The following is a 15589-nucleotide window of genomic DNA, read 5'->3' as shown; positions in this document are numbered from 1 at the left end:
CACAGAGGTCACGGAGGACACAGAGAGATAAAGGGGGCATATAGGGCGGGCGGCTGACCCTGATCGCCGCTCGCCCTATTTCAGCTCAACGGGATGGCAGGCTGTTCCGGAGCAAGCGGGAAGCAGTTCCTGGTCCCGATCTGATCTCAACGGATCATTCCATTGCCCCTCCCCTTGAAGCCTTTCGGATTTCTCCGTGGTCTCTGTGCACTCCGTGGTCAATCCGACTTTGAATTTCTTCGTGCCTTCGTGTGCTTCGTGATAGCCACGCCCTGAAAGAGCTACGTCCTGCGCCAGAGGAGGATCTGGTTGTTGGCGGGGAGGTCAATGACCGCCTCGGGTGCGAGTCCGGCGGCGGTGGCGAGCGCGTCCAGGTCGGCGCGGTCGCGCACGCCCATGCCCGGGTCCTGCGCCCGCAGCATCTGGTCGAAGCGCGCGTTGGATTCGGCAGTGTGGGCGCCGTCGTGGGCGAACGGGCCATACAGGGCGAACAGCCCGTCCGGCGCCAGCACCCGAGCCACGCCGGCGAACAGCGCCTCGACCGCCGGCCAGTGCATGATGTGCACGGTGTTGGCGCTGTAGACGTATTCGAACGGCCTCTCCGGCCAGGGGTCCCGCAGCACGTCCAGTGGCCGTGCCGGCCGCAGGTTGGGCACGGCGGCATCGCGCCGCCAGGCCTCTACACCGGGCAGATTCTCGGCCACATCACTGGGATGCCAGTCCAGGTGGGGAAGCGCCGCGGCGAAGTGCACCGCGTGCTGCCCCGTTCCGGCGCCGATCTCCAGCACCCGACCGTGGGCAAGAAAGCGCTCGCGCAGCACCTCCAGGATCGGCGCGCGGTTCTGTTCCGCCGCCGGGGCATAGGGCTTGTCACTGGCCATCGTATCCATCCATCCGGAAAAGCAGGCCGGGTATTCTGGACGCCTCGCGAGCGCACTGCCATGATCGGGAGACACCTTTTCCCAGGCACCCTGCCGATGCCCCGCTCCCGGTTATCCCTGCCCCTCGTACTCGTCCTGCTGCTGGTTCTGGCCAGCGATGCCCTGGCGCGAGAGATGGCCACTGATCCGGATCGCCTGCTGCCGGTCGAGCTGGCCACCGTCGGGGTGGACGCCAACTCCGGCGCCCCCATCGCGTTGCTGCGCCACCCGGCCTCCGGCGAGGTGGTGCCCATCGTGATCGGCACCGATCAGGCCCGCGCGATCCTGCTCGCGATGCACGAGGTCCCGCTGTCGCGCCCGCAGACCCACGATCTGATGATCGACCTGCTGGAGCAACTGAACGCCCGCCTGGAGCGGGTGATCGTGGACGGCCTGGAAAACGGCACCTATCTCGGCTGGCTGGAGGTGCGTGTGGCCGGCGACGACGAGCCGCGGATGATCGACACCCGTCCCAGCGACGCGCTCGCCCTGGCCGTTCGCAGCGGGGCGGCGATCCACGTCGCCCCGGAGATCCTCGAGGCGGAGGTGCCCTTCGACTACACGCCGCCGGGCGAGGACGAGGTCGTCACCGCCCTGGGCATCACCGTAGTCGAGGCCCGCGACGACCTGCGCGAGGCCCTGCAACTGCCCGACGAACCCGGCGTTCTGGTCAGCCGCGCGACCGGGCGGGCCGCCACCGCGGGACTGAGCCACGGGGCCCTGATCCTGGAGGTGAACGGCCGCGTGCCCGCCACCCCGATGGACTTCCTCGAGGCGGTGTCGGCCACCGCCGATGGCGCGGAGGCCGAGATCCGCTTCTGGCTGGACGGCGACACCCGGACGATCACCCTGCCCACGGACGTCCCCGCTATCGAGGAGTCCGACGACGCCCTGACCGTCTGAGCCAAGCCGGAACGGACGTGGGTCAATCCCCGTGCGGTAACCGCGGGCGCAACCAGTCGAGCGTGGCGGTGGTCGCGGGATCATGTGCGGCGGGTGTCGCCCCCGGCTCCAGATCCGCGAGGATCTGGCCGGCCAACTGCTTGCCCAGCTCCACCCCCCACTGGTCGAAGGCGTTGATGCCCCACAGCGTGGCCAGCACGTAGATCTTGTGCTCGAACAGCGCGATCAGCGCGCCCAGCGTGGCCGGGTCCAGGCGTTCCAGCAGGATCAGCGTGCTCGGCCGGTTGCCGGGGAAGCTCCGGTGCGGCGCCAGGGCGTCGATCGCCTCCGGCGACTGTCCCGCCGCCGCCATCTCCGCGCGCACCGCGCCCTCGTCCTTGCCCGTCGCCAGCGCCTCCGCCTGCGCGACCAGGTTGGCCATCAGCAACGGATGCTGCGCCGGCAGGTCGTGCTCGGGGCGCGCCACGCCAATGAACTCGGCCGGGATGAAGCGCGTGCCCTGATGCAGCAGCTGGAAGAAGGCATGCTGGCCGTCGGTCCCCACCGCGCCCCAGACCACCGCACCGGTATCGTCCATCACCACCTGGCCGTCCAGCCCCACGCGCTTGCCCAGGCTCTCCATCTCCGCCTGCTGCAGGTACGGGGGCAGCAGCGACAGGCGTTCGTCGTAGGGCAGCACTGCGCGCGACTGCGCGCCCAGCAGATTCTGGTTCCACAGATCCACCAGCGCCATGCGTACCGCGGCGTTCTGCGCGATCGGCGCGCGCCGGACGTGCTCGTCCACGGCGTGCGCGCCGCCGAGGAAGGCACGAAAGCCGTCCATGCCCAGCAGCAGTGCCACCGGCAGCCCGATGGTGGACCACACGGAGTAGCGCCCACCGACCCAGTCCCAGAAACCGAACATGTTGTCCGGGTCGATGCCGAATTCGGTCACCCGCTCGCGCGCGGTGGACACCGCCACGAAGTGGCGCGCCACGGCCGAGTCGTCCGGTGCATGGCGCAGCAGCCAGGCGCGGGCCGCGCGGGCGTTGGTCAGGGTCTCCTGGGTGCCGAAGGTCTTGGAGGCGACGATGAACAGCGTGGTCTCCGGATCGGCCTCGCGCAGCACGGCGGAGAGGGCCGCGCCGTCCACGTTGGAGACGAACTGGACCGCCAGCGGCGGGCCTTCGGACGTCGCCCGCGCGTGCGGCGCCAGCGCCCGGCAGACCATGCGCGGCCCGAGGTCGGAACCGCCGATGCCAATGTTCACCACCCGCTGGATCGGACGTCCACTGTAGCCCCGGTGGGTACCGTCGTGGACCTGTTGCACGAAGGCCTCGACCCGGTCCAGCTGGGCATGCACCTGGGGCACGACATCGTGGCCATCCACCTCGCAGCGCGCCTCGCGCGGCAGACGCAGGGCGGTATGCAGCGCCGCCCGGCCCTCGGTGGTGTTGACCCGTTCGCCGGCGAACAGCGCGCGCAGCGCCTCCGGCACCTCGCAGGCCGCGGCCCGCTCGAAGAGCGCATCCCAGGCCGGGGCGTCCAGGCGCTGACGCGTCCAGTCCAGGCGCATGCCGGCGATTTCCTGCACATCCCGCTGCACCCGGTCGGGATCGCGCGCGAACAGATCGCGCAAGGTCTCGCCCTCCAGCCGGCGGGCCTCGACCCGCAGGGCACTCTCCATCCCCGTATCCCGTCCTGTCGTCATTCCATGCCCCCGCTTGTCCTGTTCCCCAGAGTGCCGCCCGGCCCCCTGCGTTACAATCCATAGAAACCATCCGGCGCCGCCGGTTCCGTTCCCGGGGAACTCTTCATGCGCATCCTGTTCGCCAGCAGCGAGGCCTACAGCCTGGTCAAGACCGGCGGGCTCGCCGATGTCAGTGCCAGCCTGCCCGCCGCCCTGCGCCGCCGACGCCAGGATGTGCGCCTGGTCCTGCCCGGTTATCCCGAGGCCTGCCGCAACCTGGTGGATGCCACCCCGCGCCCGGGTCCGGACAACGCCCCGTGGCAGCTCCTCGAGGGCCGCCTGCCCGGCACTCGCGTGCCGGTCTACCTGATCGACTGGCCGGAGTACTTCCAGCGCGCCGGCAATCCGTACAGCGCCAGCAACGGCATGGACTGGCCGGACAACGCCCAGCGCTTCGCCGGTTTCGCCCGCGCCATCGTCGCCCTCGCGCGCGACGAGGCCGGGCTGGACTGGACCCCGGAGCTGATCCACCTGAACGACTGGCAGACCGGCCTGGTGCCGCTGCTGCTGGACCCGGAGCGCACCGGCATCGAGCGCCCGCGGACCGTATTCACCATTCACAACCTGGCCTACCAGGGCCTGTTCCCGGCCAGCACCCTGCAGGAGCTGAACCTGCCCGCGGACCTGTGGCACCCGGAGGCGCTGGAGTTTCACGACCAGCTGTCGTTCATGAAGGCGGCCCTGGTCTTTGCCGACGCCATCACCACGGTCTCGCCGACCTATGCCCGCGAGATCCAGGAGCCAGCCTCCGGCATGGGCCTGGACGGCGTGCTGCGCGCCCGCGCCGCGGACCTGCACGGCATCCTCAACGGGGTCGACTACCGCGACTGGGACCCGGCGCGCGACCGCCATATCGCCGCGCGCTACAGCGCCGACGACCTCGCCGGCAAGGCCGCCAACAAGGCCGCGCTACAGACCCGCCTGGGCCTGGAACCGGACCCGGACATCCCGCTGCTGGGCCACGTGGGCCGCATGGTCGAGCAGAAGGGCGTGGACCTGCTGCATGCCGCCTGCACCCCGCTGCTGGAGGCCGGGCGCATCCAGCTGGCCCTGGTCGGCTCCGGCCAGAAGGACCTGGAACACGCCACCGGCGCCCTGGCGCGCGCCTATCCCGGCCGGGTCGGGGTGCACATCGGCTATGACGAGCCCCTGGCCCACCAGATCGAGGCCGGCGCCGACCTGTTCCTGATGCCCTCGCGCTTCGAGCCCTGCGGGCTCAACCAGCTCTACAGCCTGCGCTACGGCACCCCGCCGGTGGTCCACGCCACCGGGGGCCTGGCGGACACCGTGGTCGACGCCACACCCGATCATCTGGACGCCGGCACGGCCACGGGATTCAGCTTCTCGCCGGACAGCGTGGCCGCCCTCGGCGGCGCGCTGGAGCGCGCCCTGGGGCTGTACGCCGCCCGCGGCGACGGCCGCTGGGAACAACTGATGCGCACCGGCATGGCCCGCGACTTTGGCTGGAACGCGAGCGCCGACGCCTATCTCGCCCTGTACCGCGAACAGCTCCCGCGCCGCAGCCGGCGTGCGAAGGCCGCATCTGCGCTATAATCGCGTCCTTTTCGCGACCTCCCGACCCCAACCGGCAAGCCCAGGCAGCGGCGATCGTCGTCCTGCGCGCACAGGCCCGATATGACTCGAAGCGATCAACACGACCGATTCCTGCCCAAGGACAAGGAACTGCGCGCCCGCGTGCGGCTGTTCGGGGAACTCCTGGGCAACGTGATCCACAAGCTGGAAGGCCAGGCGGTATTCGACGCGGTCGAAAAGCTGCGCCGCGGCTTTGTCAGCCTGCGCAAGAACGAGGACCCGGACCTGCGCCGCCAGCTGATGGCGGACATCACCCACTTCGACGCCGCGCTCACCGAGCGCGTGATCCGCGCCTTCAGCATCTACTTCAGCCTGGTCAACATTGCGGAGGAAGACCTGTTCTACCGCTGGCGCCGGGCCCAGGTCTCCAGCGGCGAACCGCTGTGGACCGGCTCCTTCGACCAGACCCTGCGCCAGCTGCATGACGAGGGGGTCACCGCCGAGGAACTGGAACGGCTGCTCAGCGAACTGCACTACCAGCCGGTCTTCACCGCCCACCCCACCGAGGCCCGTCGCCGGACCACGATGGAGAACCAGCGCCGCGTGTTCGAGACCGCCGACCGGCTGAACCAGCCCGGTCTGGGCGAGGAGGAACGCCGCCTCATCACCGAGGAACTGGAAACCCAGATCCAGATCCTCTGGCGCACCAACGAGGTACGGGTAAAGAAGCCGCAGGTCCAGGACGAGATCAAGTACGGTCTGTTCTACTTCGAGGAGAGCCTGTTCGAGGCCATCCCGCAGTCCTACCGCTTCCTGGAAAAGGCCATCCGCCGCATTTACGGCGTCCACCCGGACGGCAGCCTGCCGGTGCGGATCCCGGCCTTCCTGCACTTCGGTTCCTGGATCGGCGGGGACCGCGACGGCAACCCGAACGTGACCCCCGAGGTCACCGAACTGTCCTGTCGCCTGGCGATGGAGCAGGTCCTGCGCGAATACATCAAGCGGGTCAACCACCTGCGCAACGTGCTGACCCACTCGTCGTTCATGTGTCAGCCGTCGCAGGCCTTCCTCGACAGCCTGGACTCCGACGCCAACATCGCGAACGCGGTGTTCCAGGGGGCCTCCGACCGCTTCGAGAGCGAGCCCTACCGGCGCAAGCTCTACATCATGCGGTATCGCCTGCGCGAAACCCTGGACACCGTGGTCCGGCGGGTACATGGCGAGGCCGCGGTGCTTCCGACCAACAGCGCCTATGCCGACGCCCAGGCCTTCCTGAGCGACCTGAAGCTGATCCGCGACTCGCTGATCAGCCACGGCGACCGCAATATCGCCAGCGGCGCGCTGACCGATCTGATCCGCCTGGTCGAGACCTTCGGCTTCCACCTGCACCACCTGGACGTGCGCCAGGAATCCACCGTGCATACCGACGCGATCGCCGAGATCCTCGGCCAGCTGGCCCCGGACACCGATTACGCCGCCCTGGACGAGACCGGCCGCCAGCAGGCCCTGAGCGACCTGATCGCCGCCGAACAGTTGCCGGAACTGGACCGCGACGCCCTGGGCGAAGGCACCCGCGAAACCCTGCGCGTGTTCGAGGTCATCCAGGGCATGCGCCGCGAGGTCGGCCCGGATGGCATCGGGACCTACGTGATCTCCATGACCCACGCGGCCTCGCATGTGCTGGAGGTCCTGCTGCTGGGGCGCCTCGCGGGGCTGGCCGGAGACAACGAAGACGGCAACCCCTTCTGCCACCTGCGCATCTCGCCGCTGTTCGAGACCATCGAGGACCTCCTGCATGTCGAGGACGTCCTCGAGGGCCTGCTGTCCAACCCGGTCTACGCCCGCCTGCTGGCCGCCTCCGGCAACATCCAGGACGTGATGCTCGGCTATTCGGATTCCTGCAAGGACGGCGGCATCCTCGCCTCCAGCTGGAACCTCTACGAGGCGCAGAAGAAGATCGTCGGCATCACCGACCGCTTTGGCGTGCGCTGCCAGCTGTTCCATGGCCGCGGCGGCACCGTCGGCCGTGGCGGCGGCCCGACCCATGAGTCCATCCTCGCCCAGCCCCCGGCCACCGTGCAGGGGCGCATCAAGTTCACCGAACAGGGCGAGGTGCTGTCGTACAAGTACTCCAACGTGGAGACCGCGGTCTATGAGCTGGGCATGGGCGCCACCGGTGTCATGCTCGCCTCGCGCAGCCTGATCCGGCCACCGCGCCAGGATCGCGACGACTACCGCGCCACCATGCAGGATCTCGCGCAATGCGGCGAGGATGCCTATCGCGAGCTGATCGACCGCACCGACGGCGTACTCGACTACTTCTACGAGATCACCCCGGTGCAGGAGATCGGCTTCCTGAACATCGGCTCGCGCCCCTCGCACCGGCGCAAGACCGATCGTTCCAAGAGCTCGATCCGGGCGATCCCCTGGGTCTTCGGCTGGGCCCAGGCGCGCCACACCCTGCCCGCCTGGTACGGCATCGGCACCGCGCTGGAGCGCTGGCGTGGCGACGATCCCGAGCGCCTGGCCCAGCTCCAGCGCATGTACCAGGAGTGGCCGTTCTTCCGCTCGCTGCTGTCCAACTGCCAGATGGCGCTGACCAAGGCCGACATGCGCACCGCGGCCGAGTACGCCCGCCTGTGCAGCGACCCGGACCTGGCCGAACGCATCTATGCCCGGGTCCGCGACGAGCACAGCCGCACCGTGACCGAGGTGTTGCGGGTCGCCCAGCTGGACGCCCTGATGGACGAGACCCCCCTGCTGGCGCGCTCGCTGCAACGGCGCAACCCGTATCTGGACCCGCTCAACAGCATCCAGATCCACCTGCTGCGCGAATCCCGCGAGTTCGACGCCGAGGCCGGAGACGACGCCGACAATCCCTGGCTGTCGCCCCTGCTGCGCTCGATCAACGCCATCGCCGCCGGCATGCGCAACACCGGCTGACCCTTACGGGAGCGCGAGCTGGCCGGTCCGATGGTCCGCGACCATCATCGCGTCAGGGAAACGCTGATCAATGTGCACATTGACCAGCGTTTCCCCTAGAATCCGGTCATGCGCCTGCTGCTCCTGATCGTTGCCATCGTCGCCGTGTTCCTCGCGGTGCGCACCCTGGTGCGCTCCAGCAGCAACCGCAAGCAGGTCTCCCGCGGGGAACGCCCCGAACGCCTCAAGGAAGGTGGCGCGGTGATCCGCTGCGCCTTCTGCGGCGTGCACGTGCCGGAGGCCGAGGCCTACCGCGACGGGGACCGCCTGTACTGCTCGCGCCAGCACGCCGAGGTCGACCGCAGCCGCTCGGACGCCGACACCCACAGCGAAGACGACTGATCCCCCCGCGCATGGACGGCCAGAACGGGGCGCACACGCCGATCGACGCCGACACCCGGCGTTCCGCCTGGCTGTTCGCGCTCTACCGGGTCTTTGTCGCAGCGGTTCTGCTGCTGCTGGGACTGTTCCCGGATACCCCGCTGGGACTGCATGCGGTCGCCCCCCAGTTCTACGCGGTGATCGCCACGGCCTACCTCGCCTTCGCACTGGCCGCGGCCGGCTTCGCCTGGCGTTGCACCCACAACCCGAACACCACCAGCCTCAGCCGCATCGCCCTGATCGGGGGCGCCGGGGACGGCATCGGCCTGATCGGGCTGCTGCTCGTCTCCGGTGGGGTCGGCACCGGGATCGGCCTCCTGCTGGTCCCCGCCCTGGTCGCCGCGGTACTGCTATCCAGCGCGCGCTTCGCGCTGAGTCTGGCGGCCATCGCCACCCTGGCGCTGCTGCTGGCCGAGACGGTCAGCGCCCTGCTCCTCCATCCTGGCGAGAGCGCCATCACCCAGGCTGGCCTGCTGGGCGCCACCCTGTTCGCGGCCGGCCTGCTGGCGCGCCACTTCGCCCGCCGGGCCGGCGAGACGCGCGCCCAGGTGGAACGCCAGGAGGCCGACCTGGCGAATCTGGCCGAGCTGAATGCCCAGATCATCGCGCGCATGAGCGCCGGGGTCATCGCGGTGGACCCGGAGGGCTACATCCGCTCCATCAACGAGGCCGCCCGCCGCCTGCTGCCGCCACGGCCGGGGCGCCACCTGTCGTCGCTGTCGCCCTCGGTGGCCCGCGTCATCCGCGAGTGGCAGCGCAGCGGCAGGCCCAACACCAGCCAGCAGTTGCCGGGCGATCGCGATCAGCCGGCCCTGCGCATCCGCCTGGCGCCGCTGGGCGATCGCGGCGACCAGGGCACGCTGCTGATCCTGGAGGACGCCGCCGAGCTTCAGCGCCAGGCCCAGGCCAGCAAGCTTCAGGCCCTGGGCCGGCTGACCGCCAGCATCGCCCACGAAATCCGCAACCCGCTCGGTGCGATCAGCCACAGCGCCCAGTTGCTCGGCGAGTCACCGGACCTCGCGCCTCACGACCAGCGCCTGCTCGACATCATCAACAACCAGAGCAAGCGGGTGAACGAACTGATCTCCAATGTCCTCAGCCTGTCACGCCGGGACGCCGGCGAGCGCGAACGCCTGAACCTGCAGGAGACCCTGGACCGCTTTGCCGAGGAGTTCTGCGGGGCCCTGCAACTGCCCCGCTCCACCCTGCATGCCCGGGTGGAACCGGGCGACTCCGAAATCCAGTTCGATCGCTCGCAGCTCAACCAGATCCTGTGGAACCTGTGCACCAACGCGCGCATCCACGGCGGTCACGACGAACCCGACAGTCCGCCCATCGTGTTGCGCGGGGGCGCCGGCCAGGTCGCCCGCGTGGTCAGCCTGGATGTCATCGATGCCGGTCCCGGGATCTCCACGGAACAGGAAAAGGACCTGTTTGAACCGTTCGTCTCCGGTCGCAGCGGCGGAACCGGGCTCGGCCTGTACATCTCGCGCATGCTGTGCGAAAACAACGGGGCCTCGCTGGAGTACATCCGGACGCCCACCGGCGGCTGCTTCCGGATCCTGTTCGCTCCCCTGGAAGACGAATCGCCAAAGGAACAAGGCGCATGAGTATCCGTCACGTGCTGGTCGTGGACGACGAGCCCGACATCTGCGAACTGCTCGAGATCACCCTGGCACGCATGGGCCTGGAAGCGACCACGGCCACCCGCCTGGAACCCGCCCGCGCCCTGCTCGCCGAACGCGACTTCGACCTCTGCCTGACCGACATGCGCCTGCCCGATGGCGACGGCCTCGAGCTGGTCCGCCACATCCAGTGCGAACGCCCGGAATTGCCGGTGGCCGTGATCACCGCCCACGGCAGCGTGGACACGGCGGTGCAGGCGCTGAAACTGGGGGCCTTCGACTTCGTCAGCAAACCGGTGGACCTGAAACAGCTACGCGAACTGATCGATGCCGCGCTGCGCCTGGAGACCCGTGGCCCCGGGCCGGAAGAAGGGCCCGATGACGCGACCACGCCGGACCGCCCCGACGACAGTCCCCTGCTGGGCCATTCCGAACCCATGCAGCGCCTGCGAGCCACCATCCACAAGCTGGCCCGCAGCCAGGCGCCGGTGTTCATCTCCGGCGAATCCGGCTCCGGAAAGGAACTGGTCGCGCGCGAGATCCATCGCCTCGGGCCGCGCGCCGAGCGGCCGTTCGTCCCGGTCAACTGCGGCGCCATCCCCGGCGAGCTGATGGAGAGCGAGTTCTTCGGCCACCGCAAGGGCGCCTTTACCGGGGCAACCCAGGACCACACCGGCCTGTTCCAGTCCGCCGACGGCGGCACGCTGTTCCTCGACGAGGTTGCCGACCTGCCACTGCCGATGCAGGTCAAGCTGCTGCGCGCCATCCAGGAGCGAGCGATCAAGCCGGTCGGCGGCACCCGCGAGATCCCGGTGGACGTGCGCATCCTCAGCGCCACCCATCACGACCTCGAGAAGGCCGTACGCGAGGGGCGCTTTCGCCAGGACCTCTACTACCGACTGAACGTGATCGAGCTGAAGGTCCCCCCACTGCGCAACCGCCGCGAGGACATCGAGCGCCTGGCCGCGCGTATCCTGCGGCGCATCAGCGAGCAGTGGGAGACCGGCGATCTGGAACTGGCCCCCGATGCCCTCGCGGCCCTGCAGGGGCACGGCTTCCCGGGCAACGTCCGCGAACTGGAGAACATCCTGGAGCGCGCCGCCACCCTGTGCGAGGGTCGGCTGATCCACGCCGACAACATCGACCTTCCCGCCACTGGCCTGGGCACCGAACCCGTCATGGACCGCGCCCCGGACAGCCCGCCTGACCCCGACCACAGCGCCCGCAACGAGGCCGACCGCGCACTGGACGACCAGCTCGCCGCGCAGGAGCGCCAGGCCATCGCCACCGCACTGCAACAGACCGGCGGCAACCGTACGGCCGCCGCGCGCCTGCTCGGCCTCAGCTTCCGCCAGCTGCGCTACCGCCTGAAGAAACTCGGTATCGAGTAACGGTCCCTCGACCAGTCCGCCGCTACAGCAGATCCGCCCACTCGGTCAGGGCAAACCAGATCACGTAGCCGCCGTAGAGGATCAGAAAGATGATGCTGAGCACCGTGATCGGCCGAAACCCCTTCACGTCCACCTGGTAGGACACATCCTCCCCCTGCGCGCGGCGGCGGCGCACATCCATCCAGCGCGACACCCGCCACCAGACAAACAGCAGGATCAGGATCACGGTCAGGAACTTCAGCATCGCGGTTCGCTTCCTCGTCGGACAGCACTGAACGCGACACTACCCGAGAACGCCACCCTCCGCATTCTCTGATGACGGCCGCGCCTTTGCCCCGCAACCCTGGCGGGCAGAACGCTTGAGGGAGCCTGCTTGCAGGCGAAGCCCCCGCCAATCCCGGGCCGGCTACCCACGCCGCTTCGTATGCCGCGTGGCCGGCGCATTCCACGGATCCTCCGGCCAGGGGTGCTTCGGATAGCGCCCCTTCAGCTCGCGGCGCACCTCCGGATAGCCGTTCTCCCAGAAGCTGGCGAGATCCTGGGTGACCTGCACCGGACGCCGCGCCGGCGACAGCAGGTGCAGCACCAGCGCCACGCGGCCGCCCGCCACCCGGGGCGTCTCGCCCAGGCCGAACAGCTCCTGCAGCTTGACCGCCAGCACTGGCGGGTCCTGCGTGTAGTCGACATGGTGGGCCGAGCCGGAGGGCACCTCGATCCGTGCCGGCGCCTCCCGCTCCAGTTGCTGCTGGCGCTCCCAGTCCAGCCGCGCGCGCAGGATCGCCGCCAGATCCAGCCGCTCCAGATCCCGGAGCCGCGTGATCCCGGCCAGATACGGCCCCAGCCACTCCTCGAGGGTCATCAGCAGCGCAGCGTCGCGCAGATCCGGAAAGCCAGACTCCGGCAGGGTCTCGTGCAGCAACTGGATGCGGGCGTGCAGCTGGGTTGCCGCATCATCCCAGGGCAGCAGCGCAAGGCCCTCGCGGCGCAGCCGTTCGCACCAGCGCGGGATGGTGGCGGCGGGATCGTCCAGCACGACCATCTGCCGCTCCACCACCAGCGTGCCGATCCGCCGAACCCGCGCGTTTTCCAGCCGCGAGCCATCCTCCACCCAGTCGCAGCGCATCTCGCGGTGGAAGAGCTCCGGGGCCTCCTGCTCCAGTGCCGCCAGGTCCAGCATCACCGCACAGCGGATGCGGGCCTCGCGGTCGGCATCCGTGCAATCCACCGCGACCAGGTAGTCGGCATGCGCCAGACGCTCGCGCTCCGGCAGCCACGCGCCGCGGCCGTTCCCCATCACGAAGCGCCCGGCCACCTCGCCGCGGCGACGCGCGATACGCTCCGGCCAGGCCAGCGCCGCCAGCACGCCCAGCGCCGTGCTTTCGTCCAGTGCCGCCTCCGTACCCGCGGGGCGCTCCCCGACTCGTGCCAGCGCCTGTTCCAGACGCCGCAGGCCGGATTGCCAGACCCGGCTACCCGAGCGCCGCGCGTGCTCCAGGCGCGCACCCAGCTCCAGCGGCGCCTCCGGCCCGGCCACACCCGGTTCTTCCACGGCCACCGCCAGTTCGCAGGCCAGGCGCGCAAGCCCCCGCTCCCGGCCCCGCAACAGCATGTGGGCCAGGCGCGGGTGCGTCGGCAGGCGCAGCAGGGCACGGCCGTGCCCGGTCATCCGCCCGTCGGCATCCACCGCACCCAGTTCCGCGAGTACGGCCTGCGCGGAGGCCAAGCCCTGCGCGGGCGGCGGCTCCAGCCAGTCGAGCTCGGCCACCGCCTCGCCCCAGCCGGCCAGCTCCAGGGCCAACGGCAGCAGGTCCACCTGCTGCATCCCCGGGGTCGCGTAGTCCGGGCGCGCGACCTCGTCGACCCGCGACCACAGGCGGATCGCTACGCCGGGCTCGGTGCGACCGGCACGCCCGGCCCGCTGTTCGGCGGCGGCCTTCGAGGCCGGGAGCGTCACCAGCCGCGAGAGCCCGGTCGCCGCATCGAAGCGCGGCTCGCGGGAGAGCCCCGCGTCGATCACCACGCGCACGCCCTCGATGGTCAGGCTGGTCTCGGCGATGTCGGTCGCCAGCACCACCTTGCGCTCGCCCGCGGGCGCCGGGCGCACGGCCCGGGCCTGCTCCTGCGCCGGCAGCCGGCCGAACAGCGGCGCGATCTGCGCCGGGCCGGCAGGGGTATCCATCTCCTCGCCCAGCCGCGTGGCCACCTCGCGGATCTCGCGCTCGCCGGGCAGGAAGACCAGGATCGAGCCCGTCTCCGCCGCCAGCGCGTCCCGCACCGCCTGCGCCACGCCGTCGGCCAGCGGCGCATCCTTCGCCGTCGGGACATAACGGACCTCCACCGGAAACTGCCGCCCGCGCGCGCGCAGCACCGGCACGGCATCCCCCTCCGGACCGGCCAGCAGCCGCGCCACGGCCTCGTCGTCGAGGGTCGCCGACATCACCACGATGCGCAGCTCCGGGCGCAGCAGCCGACGCACCTGCAAGGCAAAGGCCAGCGCCAGCTCGGCCTCGGGCCGGCGCAGGTGGAATTCGTCGAAGACCACGGTGCCGACACCTTCCAGCAGCGGGTCGCCCTGGATGCGCCGCAGGAACAGGCCATCGGTGACCAGCTCCACCCGGGTGCGATCCGAGACCTTCTGCTCGTCGCGCACGCGGTAGCCGACCGTCTGCCCGGCCGCTTCACCGAGCTGCCCGGCCATGTAGGTCGCCGCCATGCGGGCGGCCAGCCGGCGCGGCTGCAGCACGATCACGCGATCCTCGGGGCTGGAGGCGGCCAGATGCAGCGGGACGCGGGTGGTCTTGCCGGCACCGGGTTCGGCCACCAGCACGGCGGCACCGCGCGTCTGCAGCGCGGCATCCAGGGGGGTTAGCAGATCTTCCAGCGCCCGGGCCTGCGGCGCCTCATTCAACTCTGTGGCCATCTACAGCGGTCAGTTCTCGGTAACCCGCGTGCCGGCCCGCACCCGGTCCCCCGGGCGGGTGACGACACGCTCGCCCGCCTCCAGGCCCTCAAGGATCTGTGTGGCGAAACCCGAGCGACGCCCCACCTCGACCCGGCGCGGCTCGGCACGGCCGTCCTCGACCACGAACACCGACCACTCGCCGCGGTCCCGGAACAGCGCACTGGTCGGGACCTGCAGCACCTCATCCCCTTCCCACAGCAGGAACTCGGCCTCCACGCGGTAGCCCACTGCCAGCCCGGCCATGCGGGCCTCCACCGCGTCGAGGTCGACGATCACCGGCACGCGCTGCTCGTCCACGCCCAGCGCAGAGATCTTGGTAAAGCCGAACGGTTGTACCCGGCGTACGGTGCCCTCCAGTTCGGCATCGCGGCCCCAGTCGGTCAGGCGCACGCGCATGCCCGGCACCACGCGCACCGCGTCCATGGACAGCAGGTCCACCTGCACCTCGAGATCATCGAGATCGCCCACGACCAGCACCGGCTCGCCGGCCCCGATCGTGCCCTCGCAGCAGCGATGGCGCTCCAGCACCACACCCGTGGCTGGCGAGCGCACGGACAGGGTCTCGGCCTCGGATTCCGGCATCTGGCCGCTGGCGATCTCCAGCACGATCCGGGCCCCCTCGATCTCGCTGCGCGCGACCTCTACCGCGGACTCGCCGGCGCGCACCGCCGAGCGCGCGCGGTCACGCGCGGTCTCCATACGCTCCACCTCGGTGGCCGAGACCGCCCCGCGCTCGAACAGCTCCAGGTGCCGGCGGTACTCGGATTCGGCGAAGCGAGCCTCGGCCCGCAGATTCTCGAGATTCGCCTCGGCGCTTTGCAGGCGCGACCGCGCAGCGGCGAGGTTCTCGCGTGCCTGTTCGCGCGAGCGCACATCCAGTGCCGGGGTCGGCAGGGGCTCCATACGGAACAGCGTATCGCCGAGCTCGACTGCGTCGCCCTCTTCCAGCTCGACGCGATGCAGGAAGCCGGCGATCGGCGCCGACACGGTAAAGGTGTCGCGCAGCCGCGTGCGGCCTTCCTCGCGTACGGTCTCCTCGAACGGGCCGGCCTCGACCGTGGTCAGCGACACCGGAACCGGCTGCGGGCGCAGCGCCCACACCAGCGCGGCCACCCCCGCCAGCACGATCAGCCCAACCGTAATTCGCTTTTTCATCGCCATAG

Annotated in this window: 11 protein-coding genes; 6 read left to right on the top strand and 5 right to left on the bottom strand. The window is 70.2% G+C overall.

Translation table 11 applies throughout. The features are described from left to right. Positions 1-281 precede the first annotated feature (281 nt). Complete coding sequence (locus D103_RS0101705) at positions 282-881, bottom strand: DUF938 domain-containing protein (RefSeq protein ID WP_018875579.1); 600 nt, start codon at positions 879-881, stop codon at positions 282-284. Positions 882-977: 96 nt separating this feature from the next. Here D103_RS0101705 and D103_RS0101700 point away from each other — a divergent pair, with 96 nt between their 5' ends. Continuing rightward, positions 978-1823 carry a bifunctional nuclease domain-containing protein gene (locus tag D103_RS0101700; RefSeq protein WP_018867894.1) on the top strand — a complete coding sequence of 282 codons (846 nt, stop codon included), beginning with the start codon at positions 978-980 and terminating at the stop codon, positions 1821-1823. A gap of 22 nt (positions 1824-1845) precedes the next feature. Here D103_RS0101700 and pgi read toward each other — a convergent pair whose 3' ends face one another. Further along, complete coding sequence (gene pgi, locus D103_RS0101695) at positions 1846-3489, bottom strand: glucose-6-phosphate isomerase (protein ID WP_018875578.1); 1644 nt, start codon at positions 3487-3489, stop codon at positions 1846-1848. A 129-nt stretch (positions 3490-3618) separates the two neighbouring features. On the opposite strand from pgi, the gene glgA reads away from it, so the two are divergent. From glgA to D103_RS0101670, 5 genes are all read left to right on the top strand, one after another. Then, positions 3619-5106, top strand: coding sequence for a glycogen synthase GlgA (glgA, locus tag D103_RS0101690; RefSeq protein WP_018875577.1), 1488 nt, complete (start codon positions 3619-3621; stop codon positions 5104-5106). A gap of 81 nt (positions 5107-5187) precedes the next feature. Continuing rightward, positions 5188-8028, top strand: a complete 2841-nt coding sequence (gene ppc, locus D103_RS0101685; protein WP_018875576.1) for a phosphoenolpyruvate carboxylase — start codon at positions 5188-5190, stop codon at positions 8026-8028. A 108-nt stretch (positions 8029-8136) separates the two neighbouring features. After that, a complete protein-coding gene (locus tag D103_RS0101680) occupies positions 8137-8409 on the top strand; it encodes a PP0621 family protein (protein ID WP_018867898.1) in 273 nt (90 codons plus the stop codon). Between the two features lie 11 nt (positions 8410-8420). Further along, positions 8421-10058 (top strand): PAS domain-containing sensor histidine kinase, encoded by a 1638-nt coding sequence (locus D103_RS0101675; RefSeq protein WP_018867899.1) that lies wholly within the window; start codon positions 8421-8423, stop codon positions 10056-10058. Continuing rightward, on the top strand, positions 10055-11464 hold the full coding sequence (locus tag D103_RS0101670) for a sigma-54 dependent transcriptional regulator (protein WP_018875575.1): 1410 nt from the start codon (positions 10055-10057) through the stop codon (positions 11462-11464). The genes D103_RS0101675 and D103_RS0101670 overlap by 4 nt, the downstream gene beginning before the upstream one ends. Positions 11465-11486: 22 nt before the next feature. Here the strand turns inward: D103_RS0101670 and D103_RS0101665 are convergent, their stop codons facing one another. The 3 genes from D103_RS0101665 to D103_RS0101655 all read right to left on the bottom strand — a co-directional run bounded on the left by D103_RS0101665 (position 11487) and on the right by D103_RS0101655 (position 15587). Next, the gene (locus D103_RS0101665) at positions 11487-11708 is read right to left on the bottom strand and encodes a hypothetical protein (RefSeq protein WP_018867901.1); all 222 of its coding nucleotides are present in this window, start codon (positions 11706-11708) and stop codon (positions 11487-11489) included. Positions 11709-11870: 162 nt separating this feature from the next. After that, positions 11871-14384, bottom strand: coding sequence for an ATP-dependent helicase HrpB (gene hrpB / locus D103_RS0101660; protein ID WP_018875574.1), 2514 nt, complete (start codon positions 14382-14384; stop codon positions 11871-11873). 9 nt (positions 14385-14393) lie between these two features. Beyond that, complete coding sequence (locus tag D103_RS0101655) at positions 14394-15587, bottom strand: efflux RND transporter periplasmic adaptor subunit (RefSeq protein ID WP_018875573.1); 1194 nt, start codon at positions 15585-15587, stop codon at positions 14394-14396. Between the last annotated feature and the right edge of the window lie 2 nt (positions 15588-15589).

It is taken from the genome of Thioalkalivibrio sp. ALE31, assembly GCF_000377405.1.
In the GTDB taxonomy this organism is placed as follows: Bacteria; Pseudomonadota; Gammaproteobacteria; order Ectothiorhodospirales; family Ectothiorhodospiraceae; genus Thioalkalivibrio.
The sequence above is the reverse complement of the archived record's forward strand: the minus strand, read 5'-3'. Positions and strand labels throughout refer to the sequence as shown.

What these genes read in the sequence shown, in the direction of transcription:
- D103_RS0101705 (WP_018875579.1), bottom strand. Translation starts at nt 881, where the DNA reads ATGGCCAGTGACAAGCCCTATGCCCCGGCGGCGGAACAGAACCGCGCG.
- D103_RS0101700 (WP_018867894.1), top strand. Translation starts at nt 978, where the DNA reads ATGCCCCGCTCCCGGTTATCCCTGCCCCTCGTACTCGTCCTGCTGCTG.
- pgi (WP_018875578.1), bottom strand. Translation starts at nt 3,489, where the DNA reads ATGGAGAGTGCCCTGCGGGTCGAGGCCCGCCGGCTGGAGGGCGAGACC.
- glgA (WP_018875577.1), top strand. Translation starts at nt 3,619, where the DNA reads ATGCGCATCCTGTTCGCCAGCAGCGAGGCCTACAGCCTGGTCAAGACC.
- ppc (WP_018875576.1), top strand. Translation starts at nt 5,188, where the DNA reads ATGACTCGAAGCGATCAACACGACCGATTCCTGCCCAAGGACAAGGAA.
- D103_RS0101680 (WP_018867898.1), top strand. Translation starts at nt 8,137, where the DNA reads ATGCGCCTGCTGCTCCTGATCGTTGCCATCGTCGCCGTGTTCCTCGCG.
- D103_RS0101675 (WP_018867899.1), top strand. Translation starts at nt 8,421, where the DNA reads ATGGACGGCCAGAACGGGGCGCACACGCCGATCGACGCCGACACCCGG.
- D103_RS0101670 (WP_018875575.1), top strand. Translation starts at nt 10,055, where the DNA reads ATGAGTATCCGTCACGTGCTGGTCGTGGACGACGAGCCCGACATCTGC.
- D103_RS0101665 (WP_018867901.1), bottom strand. Translation starts at nt 11,708, where the DNA reads ATGCTGAAGTTCCTGACCGTGATCCTGATCCTGCTGTTTGTCTGGTGG.
- hrpB (WP_018875574.1), bottom strand. Translation starts at nt 14,384, where the DNA reads ATGGCCACAGAGTTGAATGAGGCGCCGCAGGCCCGGGCGCTGGAAGAT.
- D103_RS0101655 (WP_018875573.1), bottom strand. Translation starts at nt 15,587, where the DNA reads ATGGCGATGAAAAAGCGAATTACGGTTGGGCTGATCGTGCTGGCGGGG.